Here is a 19,893-nt window from a genome sequence, read left to right on the forward strand (position 1 = left end):
GATACAGTCACCGTTGCGCCAACTAAGGGGACAGGAGAGGGTCATTACCGCCAACCGGCAGACGAGCTGGGCGTTCGCCGACGCCTTTGTCGCCGAGGACGAAGCACTGCGCTGGGCCCGGGACCGGGCCCGCGAGGCAGGGCTCCGCTCGGTGTCGCCAGGCACCGGCGCAGCGCTGCGCCTGCTCGCTGCCACGACCGACGCCAAGGCCGTGGCGGAAATCGGCACCGGCACCGGCGTGTCCGGCATCTATCTGCTGCACGGGATGCGGCCGGACGGGGTGCTGACCACCGTCGACCCGGAGCCCGAGCGCCAGCAGTTCGCCCGTGAGGCATTCCGGGCGGCGGGCTTCGCGGCCAACCGGTCCCGCTTCATCCCCGGCCGGGCGCTCGACGTACTCCCCCGTCTCGCGGACGGCGGCTACGACCTCGTGTTCTGCGACGGCGACCGGATGGAGAGCCTGGACTGCCTCGCTGAATCGTTGCGCCTGCTGCGACCTGGGGGCCTGGTCTGCTTCGAGGGCGTCTTCGCGGACGGCCGCACGGTCGACTCCGCCGCCCAGCCCGCGGAGGTGCTGCGGCTGCGCGAGCTGCTGCGCGCGGTCCGCGAGAGCCAGGAGCTGATGGCGACCCTGCTGCCGGTGGGCGACGGCCTGCTCTGCGCGGTCCGCCGCGGCTGAGCCGTACGCGCGCCTTCCGGCGGCGGCCGGCCCCCGGACGCACTACTGCCCCGGCACGGGAACCATGCCGGGGCAGTGTGAAGTGTGGGCGCCTCTGCTCAGCCGACGACCTTCTTGAGGGCGTCGCCGAGGGCATCGGCCTCGTCCGGAGTCAGCTCCACGACAAGCCGACCGCCGCCTTCGAGCGGAACGCGCATGACGATGCCCCGCCCCTCCTTTGTCACCTCGAGCGGGCCGTCGCCCGTCCGCGGCTTCATGGCCGCCATGCTCGTTCCCCTTCCTGAAACCAGCTCATCGCAACCGGCGGCCCCATGACAGGCGCTGCCTCACCGGCATCGAACACAGTGCTTCCAGGTCATTATCCCGCATCACCGACCCCGATGACCAACGTCGCTCTGCATCGCTTGCGCAACGCGCTCACTCAAAACCACCCAATTCGGCGATCCGACTGCGATACTCCGGCCCCCGCACCCCCTCTCCGGCACCGAATTATTTGACGCAGGTCACATGTGCGCACCGAGCGAAGTCGGCCATGCTTGCGGGGACAGGCTGGTGAACGACACGCAAAGGGGACCACCCATGGCCGATCACGACGACGCGGTGCTCTACGACATCAGTGACGGGCTCGCGACGATCACGATCAACCGCCCCGATGCGATGAACGCCATGAACACCGCGGCCAAGGTCGCGCTGCGCGACGCCCTGCGGTCGGCCGCCGCCGACACCGGCGTACGGGCCGTGCTGCTCACCGCGGCAGGCGGGCGGGCATTCTGCGTCGGCCAGGACCTCAAGGAGCACCTGACCAAGCTCGCCGAGGCCCAGGCGTCGGGCGGCGGCAACGCGCTCAGCACGGTGCAGGAGCACTACAACCCGATCGTGCGGGCCCTGACCGAGATGCCGAAGCCGGTCGTGGCCGGGATCAACGGCGCCGCCGCGGGCGCGGGCTTCGGCTTCGCGCTCGCCTGCGACTACCGGGTGGCCGCCGACACCGCCTCGTTCAACACCTCGTTCGCCGGGGTGGCCCTGACCGCCGACTCGGGCGTCTCCTGGACGCTGCCCCGGCTCATCGGCCACAGCCGCGCCGCCGACCTGCTGCTCTTCCCGCGCTCCATCTCGGCGCAGGACGCCCACGAGCTCGGCATCGTCAACAAGGTGGTGCCCGCAGCCGATCTCGCCGCCGAGGCGGCCGCCGTGGCCCGCGCCCTGGCCGACGGGCCGACCGTGGCGTACGCGGCGCTCAAGGCGTCGCTCGCCTTCGGGGCCGGGCACACCCTGCTCCAGGCGCTGGAGAAGGAGGACGAGCTCCAGACGAAGGCGGGCGCCTCCGAGGACCACGCCATCGCGGTGCGGGCCTTCCTCGCCAAGGAGAAGCCGAAGTACCTCGGGCGGTAGGCGGCGGACCCGTCCCCCCTGCTACGCGGGGGTGGGGCGGGAGACGCAGTCGGCGAGGTGGTCGTCGACCAGGCCGCACGCCTGCATCAGGGCATAGGCCGTGGTCGGCCCGACGAACCGCAGCCCCCGCTTCTTCAGCTCCTTCGCCAGCGCCGTGGACTCGGAGGTGACCGCCGGCACGTCCCCGATGGTCTTCGGGGCCGGCCGGCCCACCGGGTCGGGGGCGTACGACCAGATCAGCCCGTCCAGCTCACCGGCCCGCCACCCGGCCAGCGTCCGGGCGTTGGCCATGGTCGCGTCGATCTTCGCGCGGTTGCGGATGATGCCCTCGTCGGCCAGCAGCCGCTCCCGGTCCGCGTCCGTGAACGCCGCCACCGCGGGGATGCTGAACCCGGCGAACGCGGTGCGGAAGCCCTGCCTGCGGCGCAGGATCGTCAGCCAGGAGAGCCCGGACTGGAAGGCTTCCAGGCACAGCCGCTCGAACAGGGCGTCGTCGCCGCGGACCGGGCGGCCCCACTCGGTGTCGTGGTACCAGAGGTAGTCCTCGGTGGACAGGCCCCAGGGGCAGCGCAGTCCGCCGTCCGCCGCCGCGACGGCGCCGCCGGTCATCGGCCGGTCTCCTCGTCGGGGCGGGCGGTGCCGTCCTCCGCCGGGGGCTGCTGGGCGGTTTCCGCCGGGGACTGCCAGGTGGTCTCCGCCGGGTCCGGTCGGGCCGTTTCCGCCGGGGACTGCCAGGTGGTCTCCGCCGGGTCCGGTCGGGCCGTTTCCGCCGGGGACTGCCAGGTGGTCTCCGCCGGGGTCTGCCAGGCGGTCTCCTCGGGGGTCTGTCGGGTCCGGTCCGGCCCGTCCTGCGCCTCTTTGAGCAGGTCGGGGCGGCCGGGCCGGGTGGCCTGCGCGCCGGCGAGCGCCGCCTCCAGCTCCGCGATCCGCGCGTCCCGCTCGGCGAGCTCGGCGCCGAGCCGGCCCAGCGCGTCGTCCACGTCGGCCATCCGGTAGCCCCGGGCGGCCACGGGCAGCCGCAGCGCCTCGACGTCCGCCCGGCCGACCGGGCGCGCGGCGGGCAGCGGGTCCGTCAGCTGCTCGGGCGCCACGTCCTGCAGGATGGCGCCCCTGCCTCCACCGACCACCGCGAGGGTGACCGCGGCAACCACCACCACCATCGCCAGCAGCAAGAACCAGAACACGCGTATCTCCCCGGGAGCGGAATTCGTCCGGGTCCGATCGTGCCATGAGCCACTGACAGTTAGGGTCGGCAGTTGGCCTCGGCAGGTCATCTGCCGGGCGGATTCACAGAGAGGGACACGGATGGCAAGCGGTGCGCTCCGGCTGGGGCGGCGCGAATTCGGTGCGCACGAGCCGGTGATCATGGCGATCGTGAACCGCACCCCGGACTCCTTCTACGACCGGGGCGCCACCTTCCAGGACGAGCCCGCGCTCGCCCGGGTCGAGCAGGCCGTGGCCGACGGCGCGGCGATCATCGACATCGGCGGGGTCAAGGCCGGACCCGGCGAGGAGGTCACCGCCGAGGAGGAGGCCCGCCGCACGGTGGGCTTCGTCGCCGAGGTGCGCCGCCGTCACCGGGACGTGGTGATCAGCGTCGACACCTGGCGCCACGACGTCGGCGAGGCGGTCTGCGAGGCCGGGGCGGATCTGCTGAACGACGCCTGGGGCGGGGTGGACCCGAAGCTGGCGGAGGTCGCCGCGCGGTACGGGGCGGGGCTCGTCTGCACGCACGCCGGCGGCGCGGAGCCGCGGACCCGGCCGCACCGGGTGGGGTACGAGGACGTGATGGCCGACATCCTGCGGGTCACCGTGGGGCTGGCCGAGCGGGCCGTGGAGCTCGGCGTCCGGCCGGACGGGATCATGATCGACCCCGGCCACGACTTCGGTAAGAACACCCGCCACTCGCTGGAGGCCACGCGCCGGCTCGGCGAGATGGCGGAGACGGGGTGGCCGGTGCTGGTCTCGCTCTCCAACAAGGACTTCGTGGGCGAGACGCTGGACCGGCCGGTGAAGGAGCGGCTGCTCGGGACGCTGGCGACGACCGCGGTGTCCGCGTGGTTGGGGGCGCGGGTGTACCGGGTGCATGAGGTGGGCGAGACGCGGGATGTGCTGGACATGGTGGCGTCCATCGCGGGGTGGCGGGGGCCGGCGGCTGCGCGGAGGGGGCTGGCGTAGGGGGGCGGGCGTCGCGCCTGCGGCGGGGGGCGCCTGCGGGTGGGGGCCCCTGCGGGTGGGGGCGCCTGCGGGTGGGGGCGCCTGCGGCGGGCCTGTTCCCCTACCCGCCCCTTCCCGAAACCGGGGCGCCGCCCCGGACCCCGCTCCTCAAGCGCCGGAGGGGCTGGGGTTTTCGGAGCGCCGCCCCGGGCTCCGCGCCTCAAGCGCCGGAGCGGCTGGGTGGTGGGGCTCCGCCCCGGACCCCGCTCCTCAAGCGCCGGAGGGGCTGGGGTTTTCGGAGCGCCGCCCCGGACCCCGCGCCTCGAACGCCGACGGGGCTGGGGTCTTCGGGGGCCGCCCCGGGCCCCGCGCCTCAAGCGGCGGAGCGGCTGCGGCCTTCGGAGCCCGGGCCCGGGCTCCCGGGCTCAGCGGCCGACCTCCTTCGTGACCAGGGCCACCGCCTCGTCCACGTCGTCCGTCACGTGGAACAGCAGGAGGTCCTTCGCCGATGCCTTGCCCTGGGCCACCACCGTGTCCCGCAGCCAGTCCACCAGGCCGCCCCAGTAGGCCGTGCCGAAGAGGACGATCGGGAAGCGGGTGACCTTGCCGGTCTGGACGAGGGTCAGCGCCTCGAAGAGTTCGTCCAGGGTGCCGAGGCCGCCGGGCAGGACGACGAAGCCCTGGGCGTACTTCACGAACATCGTCTTGCGGACGAAGAAGTAGCGGAAGTTGACGCCGATGTCGACGTGCGGGTTGAGGCCCGACTCGAAGGGCAGCTCGATGCCGAGGCCGACCGAGACGCCCTTCGCCTCGCGAGCGCCCTTGTTCGCCGCCTCCATAGCTCCCGGGCCGCCCCCGGTGATCACCGCGAAGCCCGCGTCGACCAGCGCCCGACCGATCCGTACGCCCGCCTCGTACTCCGGCGCTCCGGCCGGGGTGCGGGCCGAGCCGAAGACGCTGATGGCGCTCGGCAGTTCGGCGAGCGCGCCGAAGCCCTCGACGAACTCCGACTGGATGCGCATGACCCGCCACGGGTCGGTGTGCACCCACTCGGAGTCGTCCTCGGAGTCCAGCAGCCGCTGATCGGTCGTGCCGGGCTGTACCTGGTCCCTGCGGCGCAGCACCGGGCCGAGGCGCTGCTCCTCGGGCCGTACCGCGCCCTCGGGGACCTCCGCACCTTCGGGAATGCGCGCATCCTCGGGGTTGCCCATGACCTGCTCCCTCCGCCGACGTCGGAGGCGTCCTGCGACGCCTCCGTCTCACGCCAGCGTAGATCGCCGCGGGTTACGGAAAGGGGAATGCGCGAGGTCAGGTCGTGGGTCAGGCGGTGAGCCAGGAGCGCAGGCGGTCCTCGCAGTGGGTGATGCGCTCGACCTTCACGTGCTCGTCGCGCTTGTGGGCGAGGATCGGGTCGCCGGGGCCGTAGTTCACGGCGGGGACGCCGAGGGAGCCGAAGCGGGCCACGTCCGTCCAGCCGAACTTGGGCCGGGCGGTGCCGCCGACCGCGTCCATGAACGCCTTGGCCGCCGGGTGGGAGAGGCCGGGCATGGCCGCGCCGGAGTGGTCGTCGACGGTGAACTCGGCGACGCCGCAGCCGTCGAAGACCTCGCGGACGTGGGCCAGCGCCTCTTCCTGGCCGAGGTCGGGGGCGTAGCGGTAGTTGACGACGACCGTGCAGGCGTCGGGGATGACGTTGTTGGCGACGCCGCCCTCGATGCGTACGGCGTTGAGACCCTCGTGGTACTCCAGGCCGTCGATCACCGGCCGGCGCGGCTCGTACGCGGCGAGGCGGGCGAGGACCGGGGCGGCGGCGTGGATGGCGTTCGACCCCATCCAGCTGCGCGCGGAGTGCGCCCGCTCGCCGTTCAGGTGGAGGAAGACGCGCAGGGTGCCCTGGCAGCCGCCCTCGACCTCGCCGTCGGAGCCCTCCAGGAGGACGGCGAAGTCGCCCTCCAGCCAGTCGGGGTGGGCGTCGGCGATGTGGCCGAGGCCGTTGAGGTGTGCGGCGACCTCTTCGTTGTCGTAGAAGACGAAGGTGAGGTCGCGGTTGGGCTCGGGCACGGTGGCGGCGATGCGCAGTTGGACGGCGACGCCGGACTTCATGTCGGTGGTGCCGCAGCCCCAGAGCAGGCCGTCGGCGTCGAGCCGGGAGGGCACGTTGCCGGCGATCGGCACGGTGTCGATGTGGCCGGCCAGGATGACGCGTTCGGAGCGGCCGAGATTCGTCCTGGCCACGACGTTGTTCCCGTGCCGGTCGACGGTCAGGTGCGGCAGGGCTCGCAGCGCCGACTCGATGGCGTCCGCCAGGTCCTTCTCCTCCCCGCTGACCGAGGGGAAGTCGACGAGCGCGGCGGTGAGGGCGGGCCCGTCCAGGGTGAGGTCAAGCGTGCTTTCGGCCATGGCTACGACCCTAGTACCTCGCGTACGGTGGCCCCGTGCCCAGGACTGTTCCCGCTGCCCGCCCACGTCCCGGCCGCAGCCGTCGGCTGCGGATCGCGGCAGCCTTCGGCGTACTGGTCGCGGTGGGCGGGTATCTGACCGTTCAGTACGTTTCGGGCGGCCGGGGGTCCGACCAGTGCACGGTGCGGTCGGCGGACGGTTCGTACCGGCTGACGCCCGAGCAGGCGGCGAACGCGGCGACGATCTCCGCGGTCGGCACCACGCGCGGGATGCCGGAGCGCGCGGTGACGATCGCGCTGGCGACGGCGTTGCAGGAGTCCGGGCTGCGCAACATCGACTACGGCGACCGGGATTCGCTGGGCCTGTTCCAGCAGCGCCCCTCGCAGGGCTGGGGCACCGAGAAGCAGATCATGGATCCGGTGCACGCGGCCGGGAAGTTCTACGCGCACCTGGACGAGATCCCCGGCTATTCGCGGCTGCCGCTGACCGAGGCCGCGCAGCGCGTCCAGCGCAGCGGCTTCCCGCAGGCGTACGCGAAGCACGAGCCGGACGCGGCGCTACTGGCCGCCGCGCTGACCGGGCGCACGCCGGGCGCGCTGGACTGCGAGCCGCCGCGGTCCACGGCCGGGACGGGTGACGCGTCGAAGGTGCGGGCCGCCCTGGTGCGCGCCTTCGGCAAGGACGTGCTGCCGGGGCCCGCCCCCACGGCGGGCGCGGCGGTCCCGGGCGCGCTCACGGTGCCGGTGCGGGCGGACCGCCGCGCCGACCGGGACGGCGCGCCGCAGCGCGGCTGGGAGCTGGCGCACTGGGCGGTGGCGCAGTCCGAGGCGCTGGGCATCGACGAGGTGGCGTACGGGGGCCGGGTGTGGGCCGCCGGATCGGGCTGGCGCACCGAGCGCGGGGCGTCCGAGCGCACGGCCGCGGACACCGGCGGGGTCCGGATGCGCCTCGTGCGCTAGCCACCTCGTGCGCTAGCCACCTCGCGCCCTAGCCGCCTCGTGCGTCCGTGCGAGGCTTCATCCGTGCGGGCGGACCGTCGTCCGCGCGGGCGCCCCCGGCGCTGGGGCGCTCGGAACGCTTTCCCGCTCTCCCGATTCCCTTGTGCCGCACGGGAAGTGACGGTTCGGCGGGTGATCGCGGAATGCAGCGTTTGCCCGGGTTCCTCCGCTGCGGATTATCCGACGCATTGCCCAGTCTTTACGTTGCCGCACCGCAACCTCACCCGCCCCCACGGCGGTTGTCATGGCGTCCGACCCACGGACAGCCCGAATTCCCTCCCGTCGAAGGAGCATCATGTCCCTCCCCCTGACCCGTCGGATCGCCCGTACCGCGCTGCTGATCGCGGCGGGTGCGGCCCCCGTGGTCGGTGCGGCCGGCGCCGCGGGTGCCGCGGAGCTCCCGCAGGCCCCGGACCTCGGCGGTCTCACCAGCGTCGAGGGTTCCGGTCTCGGCAAGGCGGTCGAAGGCGCCGCCAAGCCGGCCTCCGACACCGCGGGCAAGGCCGGCGGCAAGGTCGTCGGCACCACGCTGCCGGTGGCGAGCAAGACCCTCGGGGACGTCGGCGGCAAGGCCGCCCCCGCCGCGAAGAACGTCTCCAAGACCGCCAAGGGCGCGGCCAAGGGCGACGCCGTCTCCACCGTGTCCAAGGCCGCCAAGGGCGGCCTGTCCGCCGACGGCCTCACCAAGGGCCTGCCGATCGGCTGACACGCGGCCCCGTTCGCAGGTACGCGCGAGGGCTCCGGGAGTGCGCACTCCCGGAGCCCTCGCGCGTCGTTCCGGAAGGGCTCAGCCCAGCCGCTTGACCGCGGCCGCCACGCGCTCGTCGGTGGCCGTGAACGCCACGCGTACGAAGCGGTCGCCGGCCGGCCCGTAGAAGTCGCCGGGCGCCACCAGGATGCCCAGCTCCGCCAGGTGGGCCACGGTGTCCCAGCACGGTTCGTCGCGGGTCGCCCACAGGTAGAGGCTCGCCTCGCTGTGCTCGATCCGGAAGCCGTGCGCCTCCAGGGCGGCACGCAGGGCGGCGCGCCGGTCGGCGTACCGGGTGCGCTGCTCGGCGACGTGCGTGTCGTCGCCGAGCGCGGCGACGGTCGCGGCCTGGACGGGCGCGGGCGTCATCATCCCGCCGTGCTTGCGGATCAGCAGCAGCTCGCTCAGCACGGCCGCGTCGCCCGCGATGAACGCGGCGCGGTAGCCGGCGAGGTTGGACCGCTTGGAGAGCGAGTGGACGGCGACGACGCCCTCGTACGTACCGCCGCAGACGTCCGGGTGGAGCACGGAAACCGGTTCGGCCTCCCAGCCCAGCTCCAGGTAGCACTCGTCGCTGAAGACGAGCACCCCGTGCTCGCGCGCCCAGGCGACGATCCGGACCAGCTCGTCCTTGGCGAGGACCCGGCCGGTCGGGTTGGACGGGGAGTTGAGCCAGAGCAGCTTCAGGCCGGCCGGGTCCAGCTCGGTCGGGTCGTCGTACGCGACGGGCTCGGCGCCGCAGAGCCGGGCGCCGACCTCGTACGTCGGGTAGGCGAGCCGGGGGTAGGCGACCTTGTCGCCGGCGCCGAGGCCGAGCTGCGTCGGCAGCCAGGCCACCAGTTCCTTGGAGCCGACGACGGGCAGTACGTTCTCGTGGGCGACCGAGACCGCGCCGAGCCGCCGCTCCACCCAGCCGGTGAGCGCGTCGCGCAGCGCGGCCGTCCCCCACACCGTCGGATAGCCGGGGCTGTCCGCGGCCGCGACGAGCGCCTGCCGGATCAGCTCGGGCACCGGATCGACGGGCGTGCCGACGGACAGGTCCACGATGCCGTCCGGGTGGGCCTCGGCCGTCGACTTGTAGGGCGCCAGCTTGTCCCAGGGGAAGACCGGGAGGCGGGAGGAGACTGCGGACACGGCTCTCTGCTTTCTCATACGGGGTTCACGCGGGCGGCCCTGGAGGGGCCGCGGGAAACACCTCGGTCCCGCACGGCGACGAGCCGTACGGGACCGGGGTGGCGCACGTGCCGGGGCGCTGTTACTGGTTCTGCGGCGGCAGCGCGGCGATGAACGCGTGGTCGCGCTCGATCAGGCCCAGCTTGGAGGCACCACCCGGCGACCCGAGGTCGTCGAAGAACTCGACATTCGCCTTGTAGTAGTCCTTCCACTCGTCCGGAGTGTCGTCCTCGTAGAAGATCGCTTCCACCGGGCAGACCGGCTCGCAGGCTCCGCAGTCGACACACTCGTCCGGGTGGATGTACAAGGACCGCCGGCCCTCGTAGATGCAGTCGACGGGGCACTCTTCGATGCAGGCCTTGTCCTTTACGTCGACACAAGGCTGCGCGATGACGTAGGTCACGCTGTCGTTCCTCCTCGGTAGGGCGTTGGCTCTCGCGCGGGAGCGCGGCGTCGTCGATGCCCGCCCCTAGTATCTCCGTTCGCGGGCACGATCCGAACAGGAGGGGCGGACAGAGCTGTGGAATTCACCATCGGCGGACGGCTGGAGGTCCGAATTGCACCGGCTGACGTGGGCAAACGGGTATCAGTCCGGCGTGTGACCGAAGACGGCCCACAGGAGCCGAAATTCACCGACACGGTCGGTGTTCTCACATCATGGGACGACGGTGTGCTGTCCGTCACACCCAAGAGCGGCGAGTCCGTTCGCATCGCGGAGTCCTCCCTGGTCGCGGGCAAGGTCGTGCCGTCCGCCCCGGCCCGCCGGCGCGGACCGGCCGCCTCCTTCGACGAACTGGCCCGGGTCGCCACGCGCGCCTGGCCGCCCGTGGAGAGCGAGCCGCTGGGCGAGTGGCTGCTGCGCGCCTCCGGCGGCTTCACCCGGCGCGCCAATTCGGTCCTTCCGCTCGGCGACCCGGGCGTGCCCCTCGGCGTGGCGCTCGGGCGCGTGTCGCAGTGGTACGCGGACCGGGGCCTGCCCGCGTACGTGCAGGCCGCGACCGGCGCCGAGGGCACGCAGGAGGAGCTGTGCGCGGCGCTGGAGGAGCACGGCTGGCGGCGCGAGGTGACGGCGGCCGTACGGATCGCGGCCCTGGCCCCGGTCGCTGACCTGCCGGCCGAGGTGTCCCGGGTACGGCTGGGCCGGACGGCCGACGAGGCGTGGCTCGCCCGCTACCAGCGGGTCGGCACCCCGCGCCCGGAGGTGACCGCCGTGCTGAACGGCGGCCCCTCGGTGTGGTTCGCGACCGTGCCCGGCGAGGCCGGCGATGAGGCGCCCGCCGCGATCGGGCGGTGCGTGGTGGACGGGCGGTGGGCCGGGTTCATGGCCGTCGAGGTGGCCCCCGAGCACCGCCGGCGGGGGCTCGCCACCGCGGTGATGACCGCGCTGGCCCGGCAGGCGATGGACGAGGGCGCATCGGCGGCCTGGCTCCAGGTCGAGCAGGACAACGAGGGCGCCCGCGCGCTGTACGACGGGATGGGCTTCGCGGCCCACCACCTCTACCACCACTTCCGGCCGGTGTGACCGATGGCCCGCGAGAGGCACGACCGCGAGGAGCCGCGCCGCCGGTTCGCCGAGGAGGCCAGGGCCGAGCGGCCCGACCTGGCGCTGCTGTGCCTGCTGGTGGCGGCCGAGGCGGACCCCGCGCTGGACGCGCACGGCGTCGACGCGGCCCAGATCGAACTGGACCGGCTCGCCGGACTGCTCCCGTACGGGCTGCGCGGCGGCCACGCCTGGGCGTCCGCGCTGGCCGAACTGCTCGGTGAGCGGTACGGCTTCGAGGGCGCGTCGGCGGACTACCAGCGCCTGGAGTCGTCCCTGCTGCACGAGGTGCTTCGGCGGCGGCGCGGGCTGCCGATCCTGCTGTCGGTGGTGTGGATCGAGGTCGCGCGGCGGGCGGGCGCCCCGGTGTACGGGGTGGCTCTGCCGGGCCACTTCGTGGTCGGTTTCGGCGATCCGGCCGAGCGGGTGCTCGCCGATCCGTTCGCCGGCGGGCGGCCGCTGACGGACCAGGACGCGGAGCTGCTGGTGACGAGCGCGACCGGGGAGCGGTGGGAGCCGTCGTCCGTGGAGCCGGCCCGGCCGCTGGAGGTCGTGCTGCGCATCCTGAACAACATCCGGGCCTGGGCGGCGGCCCGCCCCGAGCACACGGCCGTGGCGCTCTCGGCGGTCGAGCTGTCGCTGCTGCTGCCGTCGCACCCGGCGAGGCTGCGCTACGAGCACGCGCAGCTCCTGGTGCGCGCCGGGGAGTTCCTGCGCGGGGCGGAGGAGATGGAGGAGTACGCGCGGGTGGTCGAGGACATCGAGCCGGCCGTGGCGGAGTCGGTGCGGCACAGCGCGCGGGCGGCGCGGGCGCTCCTGAACTGACGGGGCGGGATGTGGTGCGGGGTGGGCGGCGCCCAAACCTCGCGGGGCGCGCCATGCCGTCCAACGGGTGATTATCCGTTCTTCGCCACTCGATGAGCCCATGCCGTAGCTCCAATGCGGGGCTCTCCGATGGCGCGCTCCCGCGTTCCGGCTGACGGTGGATCACGTAGCCGCTGCGTCACCGGGAGTCGATACACCGTCACTCCTCGCAGGGGCGACGAAAGGAAATGTGTTCAGATGCGCTCTGCCCGCACACTGTTCGCTTCGGCCGCCGTCACGGCGGTCCTCACGATCACCGCTCCCTCGGCCTACGCCCTGACCGTGGCCGGCGACCAGCACGACGGTGGCTCCTCCTCCGTCAGCCACGAGCACGGCACGTCCGACGACGACGGCTGGACGAAGGACAAGCCGCACGGCGGCGTCCACACCGGTGGCGGCGCGCTGTCGATGACGGTCGCCAAGGAGTGGCAGCCCGGCGACGAGGGCGGCAAGTACAAGGACCAGGACAAGCCCCACGGCGGCGTCCACACCGGCGGCGGCGCCCTCGCCAAGTCGGTCGCCGAGGGCTGGCAGCCCGGCGACGAGGGCGGCAAGTACAAGGACGAGGGCAAGCCCAGCGGCGGCGTCCACACCGGCGGCGGCGCGCTCGCGAACACCGTCGCCAAGGAGTGGCAGCCCGGCAACGACGACGAGGGCGGCAAGTACAAGGACCAGGACAAGCCCAGCGGTGGCATGCACACCGGTGGCGGCGCGATGGCGATGACCGGCAGCGGTCTGGCCGCCGGTTCGCTGCTGCTGCTCGGCGGCGCCGGCGTCGCCGCGTACCGGCTCCGCCGCCGCCAGGCGTCCGGCGGTGCGATGGCCTGATCAGGCCGCTCAGCGGGCCCTGGTCCGTCGCGGTCGCCGTCCCTCGGGGCGGTGGCCGCGGCGCCTGCGTTTCCCGGGCCCGCGCTCGCTCGTACCGCACCGCACGGACGAAAGGCACGTTCCCATGGCCGCCCCGCAGCCTTCCGACTCCTCCCCCACCGGGGCCGCGTCCGGCACCGGCACGCTCGGCCGGGCCCTGTTCGGGCCCGTCGCGGCGGCCGGTCTCGGCGCGCTCCTCGTCTACCACTCCATCGGCTCCCCCGTCGACGACAAGCCGCCGGCCCCGCCGGCGGCAGCCGCGCCCGCCGCCCCCTCCCCTTCGTCCTCCGCCACCGGGACGGCCGCCCCGAGCGCGTCGCCCGCGCTGCCGCGCTCGGTGCCGACGCGGCTGCGCATCCCGGCCATCGCGGTGGACGCGCCGTTCACCCCGCTGTCGATCGGGGCGTCGGGGCGGCTCGACGCGCCGCCGCCGAACGACAAGAACCTCGTCGGCTGGTTCAAGGACGGGGCGACGCCGGGCGAGCGCGGGGCGTCGATCGTCGCGGGCCACGTCGACACGACGACCGGCCCGGCGGTCTTCCTCCAGCTGCGTTTCCTGCGGCCCGGCGCGAGCGTCGACATCACCCGCGCCGACGGCACGGTGGCCTCGTTCTCGGTCGACACCGTGGAGACGTTCAGCAAGGCGGACTTCCCCGACAAGAAGGTGTACGCGGACACCCCGGACGCCCAGCTGCGCCTGATCACCTGCGGCGGCAACTACGACCGGAAGGCCAGGGACTACGAGGACAACGTCGTGGTCTTCGCCCACCTCGACTCGGTCAAGAAGGCGTGAGCGGCGCCCTTCCCCCGCGTACGGGCGGAAAAACCCCGCGCGCACGGTTCGGGACGCCTGTTAGCGTCCCATCCATGAAGCGTGCCGCCATGACGACGACGCCGGAGAGTGTCCCGGCGCGCTGACTGATGACCAGCCGACAAGCCCCGGGGCGAGTGCCCCGGGGCTTTGGCACGGGGTCGCTCGCCCTCCGTACGCGAGGAGACCGCCGTGCACGACCACCGCAGGCTCGGCCGTGAGCTGGAGCTGTTCGACACCGACCCGCTGATCGGCGCGGGCCTGCCCTACTGGCTGCCGGCCGGAGCGGCGCTGCGGCACACCCTGGAGGAGTACGTCCGCACCGCCGAGCGCCGGGCCGGCTACCGCCACGTGTACTCGCCGGTGCTCGGCAAACGGGAGCTGTACGAGATCTCGGGGCACTGGTCGCACTACAGCGACGACATGTACCCGCCGATGGACCTGGGCACCGAGCAGGTCGTGCTGCGGCCGAGCCTGTGCCCGCACCACGCGGTGATCTACCGCTCCCGTGCGCACAGCTACCGCGAACTGCCGCTGCGGATGGCGGAGCTGGGCGGGATGTACCGCGCGGAGCTGTCCGGGGTGCTCGGCGGGCTGACCCGGGTGCGGGCCATCCAGCTGAACGACGCGCACATCTTCTGCACCCTGGACCAGGTCGCCGACGAGGCGCGGGGCGCGCTCGGCATGATCCGGCGGGCGTACGAGGCGCTGGGCATCCGCCCGGCCCGCTTCCGGCTCTCGCTGCCCGGCCCGGGCGGGAAGTACGTCGCCGCCCCGGAGATGTGGCGGCGCTCGACCGCGCTGCTGACCGAGGTGCTGGACGCGTCCGGGCTGCCGTACGAGGCGGCCGAGGACGAGGCCGCGTTCTACGGGCCGAAGATCGACGTCCAGGTCGTGGACGCGGCGGGCCGCGAGTTCACCCTGTCGACCGTGCAGGCCGACTTCCACCAGCCGGAGCGGTTCGATCTGCGCTACATCGGTGCCGACGGGGCGAAACACCGGCCGGTCATGGTGCACCGCAGCATCATCGGCAGCGTGGAGCGGGCCGTCGCCCATCTCGTCGAGCAGTACGGCGGTGCGTTCCCCGGCTGGCTCGCCCCGGTCCAACTGGTGATCCTGCCGGTCTCGGACGCCGAACTCCCGGCCGCCGACGCGCTGGCCGCGCGGTGCGCCGGGCTCGGGCTGCGCGCGGAGGTCAGCGGCCGGGAGCACGGCAGCCTGGGCGCCAGGGTCCGCCGGGCCCGGCTGGTGCCGTACCAGGCGGTGATCGGCGCGGCGGAGGCGGCGGACGGGCTCGTCGCCCTGCGGCTGCGCGACGGCCGCCGGCCGGCCCCGGTGCCGGCCGGGGAGGCGCTGGCCCGGATCGGGGCGCTGACCGCCGCGCACAGCACGGCGCTGTGGGACGACGAGGAGGCGGAGCCGGTCAGGGGGTGACCGGCGCGGTCTGCGGGTCGGTCGCGGTGCGGTCGGGGCCGAGCGCACCGGCCAGCGTCGCGGCGACGGCCACCAGGGCGAGGACGACGGTCATCGCGAGCCGTAGTCCGATGTGGTCGGCGAGGAAGCCGAGCGCGGGCGGGCCGACCAGGAAGGCGCCGTAGCCCGCCGTGGAGACGGCCGCGACCCGGGCCGCCGCGTCGTGCGGGTGGTCGCCCGCCGCGGACACGGTGACCGGGAAGCCGAGCGAGGCGCCGAGCCCCCACAGCACCGTGGCGGCGCCCGCCATCGCCGGGCTCGGGGCGACGATCACCACCGCCAGGCCCAGCGCGGCCGTCACGCCGCTGATCCGCACGACCCGCACCCGGCCGAACCGCGCCAGGAGGGGGCCGCCGGCGAAACGGCCGAGCGTCATCGAGGCGGCGAAGAGCAGGAAGGTCAGCGAGCCCGCGGTGGCGCTCACCTCGTACCCGTCCACCATGAGCAGCGGCAGCCAGTCGTTCGCGGCGCCCTCCGCGAACGCCATGGCGAGCACGATCACCCCGATGAGGACGAGCTGCCGGTCCCGCCACACGTGCAGCTGCCCCCGCAGGCCGCCCTGCCCGGATCCGGCGGCCGGTCCGGTCTCCTTTCCGGTGCCGTGCGGGATGGCGAGGACCGCCCGCGTACCGGCCGCCGCTATCAGTACCGCGACGAGTGTCAGATGCCATCCGACGGGGAACGCGGCCGCCGTCAGCGCCATGCCGAGGAGCGCCCCGACGACGGTGCCCAGGCTGAAGCAGCCGTGCAGCACCGGCAGGACGGGCCGGCCGATGGCGCTCTCGACGGCGGCGCCCTCGATGTTGAACGCCACCTCGCTCATCCCCATCCCGCCGCCGAACAGGGCCAGTCCGCCGAAGACCACGGCCGCCAGCGGCAGGGCGGTGCCGAGGGCGACGACGAGCAGGCCCGCGACGATCAGCGAGGCCCCGCCGAGGATCGTGGCCCGGCCCCCGTAACGGCGTACGAGCGGGCCGGAGGCCGTGACGCCGGCCATCGAACCGGTGGAGAGACCGAACAGCACCAGACCCATCGCCCCGGTGGACACGTCGAGCCCGTCCCGGACGGCCGGGGTGCGCGCCACCCAGGAGGCCATGCCGGTACCGGCGGCGAGCATGAAGAGGAACAGTGCGGCACGCCAGCGGCGTGTGGCGGCATCCATACAGCGGGGCCTCGGCAGACGGGTCGGAAAGGTGGCGAGCGCCACGAGCGTACGATCGTACGCCTTGAGTGTACGATCGTACCCATGACGGACCACTTCGCGGGAGACCCGCGTACGAACCAGGAGCGGATGCTCGCCGGGGACCTCTACATCGCCGACGACCCGAAGATCGTCGAGGCCCAGCGGCGCGCCGTGCGGCTGGCCGCCCGCTACCTCGCCGCCTACACCGAGGACCCGGACGCGGCGCAGCCGGTGGTCGCCGAACTCCTCGGCGGCCTCGGCGCGGGCGCGCACATCCGGCCGCCGCTGTACGTCGACTACGGCACGTACATCACGGTCGGCGAGGACACGTTCGTCAACTACAACCTCACCGCCCTGGACGTCGCCCCCATCACCATCGGCCGCGACTGCCAGATCGGGCCGAACGTCCAGCTGCTCACGCCCACCCACCCGGTGGAGCCGGAGCCCCGCCGGGACAAGCTGGAGGCGGCGCGGCCCATCACGATCGGCGACAATGTCTGGCTCGGCGGCGGGGCGATCGTGCTCGCCGGGGTGACCATCGGGGACAACAGCGTCATCGGCGCGGGAGCCGTCGTCACCAAGGACATCCCCGCCGACGTGGTCGCCGTGGGCAATCCGGCCCGGGTGATCCGTTCGATCTAGACGAGGGACGACGAGGGACACAGGTGGCGACCGGACAGAACGACCCCGAGCGGCGGGAGCGCATCATCACCGCCGCGCTCGACCTGATCGCGCAGGAGGGGGTCGCCGGGACCTCGCACCGCAAGGTCGCCGCCCGCGCCGGGGTGCCGCTCGGCTCGATGACGTACCACTTCGCGGGCATGGACGAGCTGCTGCGGGAGGCGTTCACCCGTTTCTCCAGCGGCGTCGTCGCCGTCTTCGAGGAGCGCCTCGGCGCCGCCACCACGCGGGACGAGGCCCGGGAGGCGGTCGCCGACCTGGTCCACCACCTGTCCGGCGGCAACCAGCGCGAACTGGTCCTCACCCACGAGCTGTACACCCTGGCCGCCCGCAAGCCCGCCTACCGCGAGCTGACCCGCGAGTGGATGCGCCGCAGCCGGGTCGCCCTGGAATGGCACTTCGACCCGGCGACGGCCCGTCAGCTGGACGCGTTGATCGAGGGCCTGTCCATCCACCGCGCCCTGGAGACCGAACCGCACGACCGGGCCCTGACCGTCGAAGCCATCGCCCGCATCACGCGCGCCTGACGCGCGCCCCCAGCCCCTGGCCGGCACCCCACCTGACCAAGGTGCCGGCCAGGTCGTCACTGAGCCGCGCGCGCCGGCGGGCCGACCTGCGGCCATCTACGGCGAGTTCGGCCGTCCGTGCGAGCCCAGCGCCCGTCCGCACGCACGACGCACCATCATCTCCTGAAACCAAGGCCGCCCCGAACTGAGCGCAGAACGGGTCAATTGCCGTTCGCCTGCCGTTGATTGTTGCGCCCAGCCGGTTCGGGTGAGGCTTCTGTTGCACACCTCTTGACGTTTCCCCAGTGACGACGGAACCATCAACACCCACCGGAGAGCGCTCTCAGAGCGCTCTCCGGACAGCTCGTCGTGTCACTCGCACCACGACTCAGGAGACGTACGTCCATGCACCTTCCCCCCACGGAAGCCCCCACAACTCCCCCCACCCACACCGCCGGAACACCCGGCCGCAGGCGTCGCGGGCGGGCCTTCGGGTTCGCCGCGTTCGCCGTGTCGCTGCTCCTCGCCGTGCCCACCGCGCAGACCGCGTTCGGCCAGGACGCGCAGGCCGTCGAGGGCGGCGGCGACCTCGGGCCCAACGTCCTGGTGTTCGACCCGTCGATGCCGGACATCCAGGCCAAGGTCGACGAGGTCTTCAAGCAGCAGGAGTCGGCGCAGTTCGGCACCGGCCGCTACGCGCTGATGTTCAAGCCGGGCACGTACGACGACATCAACGCGCAGATCGGCTTCTACACCTCGATCGCCGGTCTCGGGCTGAACCCGGACGACACCACGTTCAACGGTGACGTGACCGTCGACGCGGGCTGGTTCGACGGCAACGCCACGCAGAACTTCTGGCGTTCGGCGGAGAACCTGGCGCTCAACCCGGTCAGCGGCACCGACCGCTGGGCCGTCTCGCAGGCGGCGCCCTTCCGCCGGATGCACGTCAAGGGCGGCCTCAACCTTGCCCCGAACGGCTACGGCTGGGCGAGCGGCGGGTACATCGCCGACAGCAAGATCGACGGCCAGGTAGGACCGTACTCGCAGCAGCAGTGGTACACCCGCGACAGCTCCATCGGCAGCTGGGGCAACGGCGTCTGGAACATGACGTTCTCCGGCGTCGAGGGCGCGCCCGCGCAGAGCTTCCCCGAGCCGCCGTACACCACGCTCGACAACACCCCGGTCTCGCGCGAGAAGCCCTTCCTCTACCTGGACGGCGACGACTACAAGGTCTTCGTCCCGGCCAAGCGCACCAACGCGCGCGGCACGTCGTGGGGGAACGGCACCCCGCAGGGCGAGTCGATCCCGCTGGACCGGTTCTACGTGGTCAAGCCCGGCGCGAGCGCGGAGACCATCAACGCGGCCGTGCAGCAGGGCCTGCACCTGCTGTTCACGCCCGGTGTCTACCACGTGGACCAGACGATCGACATCGACCGCGCCGACACCGTCGTGCTCGGGCTCGGCCTCGCCACGATCATCCCGGACAACGGTGTCACCGCCCTCAAGGTCGGTGACGTGGACGGCGTGAAGCTCGCCGGGCTGCTGGTCGACGCGGGTGCCACCAACTCCGAGTCGCTGATCGAGGTCGGCCCCGAGGGCGCGTCCGCGAGCCACGCCGACAACCCCACCTCCCTCCAGGACGTCTTCGTCCGGGTCGGCGGCGCGGGCGCGGGCAAGGCCACCACGGGCATGGTGATCAACAGCAACGACACGATCATCGACCACACCTGGCTGTGGCGCGCCGACCACGGCGAGGGCGTCGGCTGGGAGACCAACCGGTCCGACTACGGCCTCCAGGTCAACGGCGACAACGTCCTGGCCACCGGCCTGTTCGTGGAGCACTTCAACAAGTACGACGTGCGCTGGTCCGGCGAGAACGGCAAGACGATCTTCTACCAGAACGAGAAGGCGTACGACGTCCCCAACCAGGACGCCGTCCAGAACGGTGACGTCAAGGGCTTCGCCGCCTACAAGGTGGACGACTCCGTCACCACGCACGAGGGCTGGGGGCTCGGCAGCTACTGCAACTTCACCGCCGACCCCACCATCCGCCAGGACCACGGCTTCGAGGCCCCGGTCAAGCCCGGCGTGAAGTTCCACGACCTGCTCGTCGTCTCCCTCGGCGGCCAGGGCCAGTACAACCACGTCATCAACGACACGGGTTCGGCCACCTCGGGGACGGACACCATTCCGTCGCAGGTGGTGTCCTTCCCGTAGGGACGACCGCATCCGCACCACCCCGGGCCCGGGCCGCCTCCGTGCGGTCCGGGCCCTTCGGCTATCCGCCCCCGGTCACCGCTCTGAGGCCGTCCAGGGCCTCGCGCAGGAAGTACGCCGGGCCCCGGGAGCCGTCGCCTCCGATCCAGCGCTCGAACGCGACCTTGAAGACGGCGACGCCCGCCTCCGGACGCGCCGGCCTCG

Annotated in this window: 20 protein-coding genes and 1 pseudogene; 13 read left to right on the forward strand and 8 right to left on the reverse strand. The window is 73.2% G+C overall.

Features of this window, described 5'->3' with window-relative positions; all coding sequences use genetic code 11:
• Positions 1-13 precede the first annotated feature (13 nt).
• Entirely contained in the window at positions 14-679 is a 666-nt protein-coding gene (locus E6R18_RS25435) for an O-methyltransferase (protein ID WP_136206802.1), read from the forward strand.
• A gap of 98 nt (positions 680-777) precedes the next feature.
• On the opposite strand, the gene E6R18_RS25440 is transcribed toward E6R18_RS25435, so the two are convergent.
• Positions 778-945 carry a DUF3117 domain-containing protein gene (locus tag E6R18_RS25440; protein WP_003966491.1) on the reverse strand — a complete coding sequence of 56 codons (168 nt, stop codon included), beginning with the start codon at positions 943-945 and terminating at the stop codon, positions 778-780.
• A 313-nt stretch (positions 946-1,258) separates the two neighbouring features.
• Between E6R18_RS25440 and E6R18_RS25445 the strand changes: the two genes are divergently transcribed.
• Positions 1,259-2,071 carry an enoyl-CoA hydratase-related protein gene (locus tag E6R18_RS25445; RefSeq protein WP_136319241.1) on the forward strand — a complete coding sequence of 271 codons (813 nt, stop codon included), beginning with the start codon at positions 1,259-1,261 and terminating at the stop codon, positions 2,069-2,071.
• A gap of 21 nt (positions 2,072-2,092) precedes the next feature.
• On the opposite strand, the gene E6R18_RS25450 is transcribed toward E6R18_RS25445, so the two are convergent.
• Both E6R18_RS25450 and E6R18_RS25460 read right to left on the reverse strand, forming a co-directional pair.
• On the reverse strand, positions 2,093-2,680 hold the full coding sequence (locus tag E6R18_RS25450) for a DNA-3-methyladenine glycosylase I (protein WP_136319242.1): 588 nt from the start codon (positions 2,678-2,680) through the stop codon (positions 2,093-2,095).
• Between the two features lie 272 nt (positions 2,681-2,952).
• A pseudogene (locus E6R18_RS25460) lies at positions 2,953-3,255 on the reverse strand (DivIVA domain-containing protein); the annotation flags it as partial.
• A 121-nt stretch (positions 3,256-3,376) separates the two neighbouring features.
• Between E6R18_RS25460 and folP the strand changes: the two are divergent.
• Positions 3,377-4,249: a dihydropteroate synthase gene (folP, locus tag E6R18_RS25465; protein ID WP_136319243.1), complete on the forward strand. Its 873-nt coding sequence runs from the start codon at positions 3,377-3,379 to the stop codon at positions 4,247-4,249.
• 404 nt (positions 4,250-4,653) lie between these two features.
• On the opposite strand, the gene E6R18_RS25475 is transcribed toward folP, so the two are convergent.
• Together E6R18_RS25475 and dapE are read right to left on the reverse strand one after the other, a co-directional pair.
• Complete coding sequence (locus E6R18_RS25475) at positions 4,654-5,439, reverse strand: TIGR00730 family Rossman fold protein (RefSeq protein ID WP_136319245.1); 786 nt, start codon at positions 5,437-5,439, stop codon at positions 4,654-4,656.
• Between the two features lie 109 nt (positions 5,440-5,548).
• Complete coding sequence (gene dapE, locus E6R18_RS25480) at positions 5,549-6,628, reverse strand: succinyl-diaminopimelate desuccinylase (protein WP_136319246.1); 1,080 nt, start codon at positions 6,626-6,628, stop codon at positions 5,549-5,551.
• A gap of 86 nt (positions 6,629-6,714) precedes the next feature.
• Between dapE and E6R18_RS25485 the strand changes: the two genes are divergently transcribed.
• The gene (locus E6R18_RS25485; protein ID WP_276607270.1) at positions 6,715-7,587 is read left to right on the forward strand and encodes a hypothetical protein; all 873 of its coding nucleotides are present in this window, start codon (positions 6,715-6,717) and stop codon (positions 7,585-7,587) included.
• A gap of 334 nt (positions 7,588-7,921) precedes the next feature.
• Positions 7,922-8,332 carry an ATP-binding protein gene (locus tag E6R18_RS25490; protein WP_136319247.1) on the forward strand — a complete coding sequence of 137 codons (411 nt, stop codon included), beginning with the start codon at positions 7,922-7,924 and terminating at the stop codon, positions 8,330-8,332.
• Positions 8,333-8,413: 81 nt separating this feature from the next.
• On the opposite strand, the gene dapC is transcribed toward E6R18_RS25490, so the two are convergent.
• Together dapC and fdxA are read right to left on the reverse strand one after the other, a co-directional pair.
• Positions 8,414-9,508, reverse strand: a complete 1,095-nt coding sequence (gene dapC, locus E6R18_RS25495; RefSeq protein WP_136319248.1) for a succinyldiaminopimelate transaminase — start codon at positions 9,506-9,508, stop codon at positions 8,414-8,416.
• Between the two features lie 121 nt (positions 9,509-9,629).
• The gene (gene fdxA, locus E6R18_RS25500) at positions 9,630-9,950 is read right to left on the reverse strand and encodes a ferredoxin (RefSeq protein WP_136319249.1); all 321 of its coding nucleotides are present in this window, start codon (positions 9,948-9,950) and stop codon (positions 9,630-9,632) included.
• A gap of 117 nt (positions 9,951-10,067) precedes the next feature.
• Here fdxA and E6R18_RS25505 point away from each other — a divergent pair, with 117 nt between their 5' ends.
• The 5 genes from E6R18_RS25505 to thrS all read left to right on the forward strand — a co-directional run bounded on the left by E6R18_RS25505 (position 10,068) and on the right by thrS (position 15,063).
• Positions 10,068-11,069 (forward strand): GNAT family N-acetyltransferase, encoded by a 1,002-nt coding sequence (locus E6R18_RS25505; RefSeq protein WP_136319250.1) that lies wholly within the window; start codon positions 10,068-10,070, stop codon positions 11,067-11,069.
• A 3-nt stretch (positions 11,070-11,072) separates the two neighbouring features.
• Positions 11,073-11,912 carry a transglutaminase-like domain-containing protein gene (locus E6R18_RS25510; protein ID WP_136319251.1) on the forward strand — a complete coding sequence of 280 codons (840 nt, stop codon included), beginning with the start codon at positions 11,073-11,075 and terminating at the stop codon, positions 11,910-11,912.
• Between the two features lie 237 nt (positions 11,913-12,149).
• Positions 12,150-12,779 carry a hypothetical protein gene (locus E6R18_RS25515; protein ID WP_136319252.1) on the forward strand — a complete coding sequence of 210 codons (630 nt, stop codon included), beginning with the start codon at positions 12,150-12,152 and terminating at the stop codon, positions 12,777-12,779.
• A gap of 124 nt (positions 12,780-12,903) precedes the next feature.
• The gene (locus E6R18_RS25520; protein WP_136319253.1) at positions 12,904-13,611 is read left to right on the forward strand and encodes a class F sortase; all 708 of its coding nucleotides are present in this window, start codon (positions 12,904-12,906) and stop codon (positions 13,609-13,611) included.
• 168 nt (positions 13,612-13,779) lie between these two features.
• Entirely contained in the window at positions 13,780-15,063 is a 1,284-nt protein-coding gene (gene thrS, locus E6R18_RS25525) for a threonine--tRNA ligase (protein WP_276607269.1), read from the forward strand.
• Here the strand turns inward: thrS and E6R18_RS25530 are convergent.
• Positions 15,053-16,264, reverse strand: a complete 1,212-nt coding sequence (locus tag E6R18_RS25530; protein WP_136319255.1) for an MFS transporter — start codon at positions 16,262-16,264, stop codon at positions 15,053-15,055. The two genes, thrS and E6R18_RS25530, sit on opposite strands and share 11 nt — an antisense overlap.
• An 84-nt stretch (positions 16,265-16,348) precedes the next feature.
• Between E6R18_RS25530 and E6R18_RS25535 the strand changes: the two genes are divergently transcribed.
• The 3 genes from E6R18_RS25535 (at position 16,349) to E6R18_RS25545 (ending at position 19,689) form a co-directional block, all read left to right on the forward strand.
• Positions 16,349-16,927: a sugar O-acetyltransferase gene (locus tag E6R18_RS25535; RefSeq protein ID WP_136319256.1), complete on the forward strand. Its 579-nt coding sequence runs from the start codon at positions 16,349-16,351 to the stop codon at positions 16,925-16,927.
• A 23-nt stretch (positions 16,928-16,950) separates the two neighbouring features.
• Entirely contained in the window at positions 16,951-17,493 is a 543-nt protein-coding gene (locus tag E6R18_RS25540) for a TetR family transcriptional regulator (RefSeq protein ID WP_136319257.1), read from the forward strand.
• A gap of 384 nt (positions 17,494-17,877) precedes the next feature.
• Positions 17,878-19,689 carry a coagulation factor 5/8 type domain-containing protein gene (locus tag E6R18_RS25545; protein ID WP_136319258.1) on the forward strand — a complete coding sequence of 604 codons (1,812 nt, stop codon included), beginning with the start codon at positions 17,878-17,880 and terminating at the stop codon, positions 19,687-19,689.
• The last annotated feature ends 204 nt before the right edge of the window (positions 19,690-19,893 follow it).

The organism is Streptomyces sp. A1277 (assembly GCF_004795015.1).
GTDB lineage: Bacteria > Actinomycetota > Actinomycetes > Streptomycetales > Streptomycetaceae > Streptomyces.